The organism is Stenotrophomonas maltophilia group sp. Smal12 (assembly GCF_037079935.1).
GTDB classification, from domain to species: Bacteria; Pseudomonadota; Gammaproteobacteria; order Xanthomonadales; family Xanthomonadaceae; genus Stenotrophomonas; species Stenotrophomonas sepilia.
In genome coordinates this window covers 1-3,809 of record NZ_JBAWUK010000101.1, presented here as the reverse complement: position 1 = coordinate 3,809, position 3,809 = coordinate 1, and the positions used below count along the sequence as shown (strand labels likewise).

Genomic DNA, 3,809 nt, shown 5'->3' with positions numbered 1-3,809 from the left:
ATTGGTGATGTGACGGTGTGGTTTTTGTCGGGGGGGCAAAATAGGACTCCTGATTTGGTTTTGTTTGGTGGCGCCGGGGGGGGGGGCGTGTAACCCTTTTGTTTAAAAAAAAAAAAAACCGGGTGGTTTTTGTTTTGGGGGGGGGGGGGGGGGGGGCCGGGGCGCCGGCCCCCCACAATTAGCGGGGGGGGCGGGCCCCCCCCCGCCCCCCCCCCCCCCCCCCCCCCCCCCCCCCCCCCCCCCCCGCCTCTGACAGATCGCGGCGCACCATTGCTTTGGTAGGTGTCGACCTTGGTCGACACACATCCACGCCAGGCGTGGATACGAGCGAAGCGACCCGCTTTTGACTTTGATCTTCTTTTTTTGATTTTCCGTGGCGGACGCACACGGAAACTGTCAGAGGTCGGGCGGGGGTGGGTTCGCGGGGGTCACGTCAGAGACGGGTTCACGGCGTCCCCCGCGCACCCACCTCGCCCGGCCAAGCGCGGCTCGTGCTTTCGCGCCCCGCCACGAGGGGCTCAGCCGTTGGCCTTCGCCTTCGCCTCGCGCGCGGCCTGCTGCTCGACCAGGGTCAATGCCACGTTGTCGCGCAAGTACGCCGGCTCGACCTTCTCCGGTGCGATCGCCTCGCCACGCGCGAACGCCGGCACGGCCAGTGCCAGCACGTCCGACGCCCGCGGCAATGCCGCAGCATCGAAACCGCGCAGGCTACTGCCCAACTGTGCCACCAGCGCGCCGTCGCCCGCGCCGAAACCGGTACCGACACCGTAGGCCGACATTCCCTCCGGCAACGTCACCACGGAGGGCGCGCAGACGCGCTCGGCATCGCGCGCGACCGGCAGGCCGTCGACGCGTTCGAAGCGCGCGACGTAGAGTTCACCCATCCGGGCATCGATTGCCGACAGGATCTGCGTTTCTTCCACCGGTGCCCGCAGCGCCAGCACCTGCAGCGTCGAAACCGGCAGCAGCGGGCGGTCCAACGCCAACGCGATGCCCTGGGCGATGGCGATCGCCAGGCGCACACCGGTGAACGCCCCCGGGCCGCGACTGAGCGCGATGCCATCGAGCTGGCGACGGCTGATGCCGGCTTCGGCCAGCAGCGCCTCGGCCCATGGCAGGCTCAGGTCGGCATGCCGGCGCGGGGCGATCTCGAAGCGTTCCAGCACCTGCCCATCGACATGCAGGGCAACGGAGCAGGCTTCGGTGGCGGTTTCAAAGGCGAGCAGTTTCATCAGATCAGGTCAGAACAGGGGGAACGTGGCACCAGGAGCCGGCTCCGGGCCCGGCGCAACAGCGGCCGGGTCAGCCGCATCATCAGCCACGGGCACCCATTGTGGCGTAAAGAAGGCCTGCACATCGGCCAGGCTGCGGGTGCGGCGGAAGGGTGGCAGTGAATCCAGGAAGACCCGGCCATAGCCACGGTTGAGCAGGCGCGGATCGCACAGGACCAGCACGCCACGGTCGCTTTCGCTGCGGATCAGGCGACCGACACCCTGCTTCAGTGCGATCACCGCCTGCGGCAGCTGTTCGTCGCGGAACGGATTGCCGCCCTGGCTGCGGATCGCCTCCAGGCGTGCCTCGTACACCGGATCGTCCGGTGCCGCGAACGGCAGCTTGTCGATCATCACCACACTCAGCGCTTCGCCGACCACGTCCACGCCCTCGCGGAAACTGGCCGAGCCCAGCAGCACGCCATTGCCCGATTCACGGAAGCGCTGCAGCAGCGTCGCGCGCGGTGCCTCACCCTGCACGAACAACGGCCATGGCCCGTCGCGCAGTGCTTCGGCCGCCTCGCGCAATGCACGGTGCGAGGCGAACAACAGGAATGCCCTGCCCTGCGATGCCTGCAGTACCGGCCGAAGGGTCTGGATCAGCGCGGTTCCGAAGCCCCGTGCGGCCGGATCAGGCAGGCCTTCCGGGAGGTAGCACAACGCCTGCTCGGGCCAGTTGAACGGACTCGGCTGGACCAGGGTATGCGGATCGTCCAGGCCCAGGCGCGTGGCGATGTGGTCGAATCCATTGCCCACGGTCAGCGTGGCCGAGGTGAAGATCCATGCCGCGCGGCTGCGCTCGCGATGCTCGCGCAGCGGGCCGGACACATCCATCGGCGTACGCTGGCAGCGGAAACCCCGCGGCGTGAGCTCGTACCAGAGCACATCGGCGGCACTGGCGTGGTCCGCCGGATCGGCATCGAAATCGAGGGTGGGTTCATCATCGCCCAGCCAGCGCTGTAACCGCGACACCGCCTCGCGCGCCCGCGCATGGCAGGCGTCCAGACCCGCCGCCGATTCGCGCAGCGGTTGAAGTGCCTGCTCCAGCGCCACCAGGCCGGCCATCACCGTATCGAAGCCGTCGCGGACCTGTGGCATGGCCAGCGCACGCCACTGCGCACCCCGCGGCGGCAGCCCCTCCATCGCCGAACGCAACGCCAGCAACGCCAGTTGCAACTGGTCGACCGGCTCCTGCAGCGCCGATTGTGCGCCCCCTACGCCGCGCGCTTCAGCCAGGCAGTCGCGACCCAGTTCCTGCCATGGGCGCATGCCGAAACCTTCGCCGAAGAACTGCGCTGCCAGTTCGGGCAGCTGGTGTGCCTCGTCGATGACAAAGGCCTGCGCCCCCGGCAGCAACTCGCCGAAGCCGTCCTGTTTCAGTGCCAGATCGGCCAGCAGCAGGTGGTGGTTGACCACCACCACGTCGGCGGCCTGCGCACGCTGCCGTGCGCGCACCACGAAGCAGTCGTCCCAGAATGGGCAATCGGTGCCCAGGCAATTGTCGACAGTGGAGGTGACCATCGGCAGCAGCGGCGAGTCATCGGCCAGGCCCTCCAGTTCGGCGATGTCACCGAACTCCGAGCGGCCGGACCACGCCAGGATGCGCTGGAACTGCGCGGCCTGTTCGGGACTGGAAAACCGCGGCTCGCCCCGCGCCTGCTGCAGTCGATAGCGGCACAGGTAGTTCGCGCGCCCCTTCAGCAGCGCGCTGCGCAGGCCGACGCCCAGCGCCTGGCGCACGCGCGGCAGATCGCGGTGGTAGAGCTGGTCCTGCAGCGCGCGGGTACCGGTGGAGATGATGGTGCGCAGCCCGGACAGCAGCACCGGCACCAGATAGGCGAAGGTCTTGCCGGTGCCGGTACCGGCCTCGGCCAGCAGCAGGTCCCGCTGCTGCAGCGCATCGGCAATGGCTGCGGTCAGGTGCAGCTGTGCCGGACGCGGGACGAAGGCATCCAGGTGCGAGGCGAGCGCGCCGCCTTCGCTGAGGGCTTCGCGGCTGGCATGGACAAGGTCGGACATCAGAGGGAAAGGATACCCGGCCGGGCGCTGCCCGGCACCCGTTTCAAGCCAGAGCGCAGGCAAAAGCAACAGCAACAGCGTGGTTCATGGCTCTGGGTTGCTGCGTGTTTGGCGGGGCAGGAGGGGCAGGCAGGACACGCCGTAAACCCGTCCATGGGGGCTCGATGGCGCCATCCATGGCGCCAACGGTCCTGCCTGCCCCTCCCGCCCCGCCTTCGACAGTTTCCCGGTGACGGATGGACGTGCTTCGTGGCGTCGCGCTTGCTCGACTGATTCAGAAGCGGTGGGTCGAACGGAAACAAGAAGGGGTCGGAGCCGTTTTTCTGCGGCAAACCGCTGCGCCCCCCCAACGAGTTGGGGCCCGGGGGGGCCCGCGTTTTTTTTTTTTTTTTTTTTACCTGGGTGGCCGGACAACGGCACATTGCTGTGTCTTATAAAAAACTGACGCGGGGGCCGCATATACACGGGTTGATTTTGGTGGTGGCCGGTTCAATAAAAAACGGGGGGGGGGGGGGGGGG

At 67.8% G+C, this 3,809-nt stretch carries 2 protein-coding genes; both read right to left on the bottom strand.

The features are described from left to right. Positions 1-518: 518 nt before the first annotated feature. Positions 519-1,232 (bottom strand): tRNA (adenosine(37)-N6)-threonylcarbamoyltransferase complex dimerization subunit type 1 TsaB, encoded by a 714-nt coding sequence (tsaB, locus tag WDC87_RS21715; RefSeq protein WP_072168547.1) that lies wholly within the window; start codon positions 1,230-1,232, stop codon positions 519-521. A gap of 9 nt (positions 1,233-1,241) precedes the next feature. Beyond that, positions 1,242-3,290 (bottom strand): ATP-dependent DNA helicase, encoded by a 2,049-nt coding sequence (locus WDC87_RS21710; protein WP_252745519.1) that lies wholly within the window; start codon positions 3,288-3,290, stop codon positions 1,242-1,244. Positions 3,291-3,809: the final 519 nt, after the last annotated feature.

Coding starts and splice junctions, on each gene's coding strand:
- tsaB (WP_072168547.1), bottom strand. CDS start 1,232: ATGAAACTGCTCGCCTTTGAAACCGCCACCGAAGCCTGCTCCGTTGCC.
- WDC87_RS21710 (WP_252745519.1), bottom strand. CDS start 3,290: ATGTCCGACCTTGTCCATGCCAGCCGCGAAGCCCTCAGCGAAGGCGGC.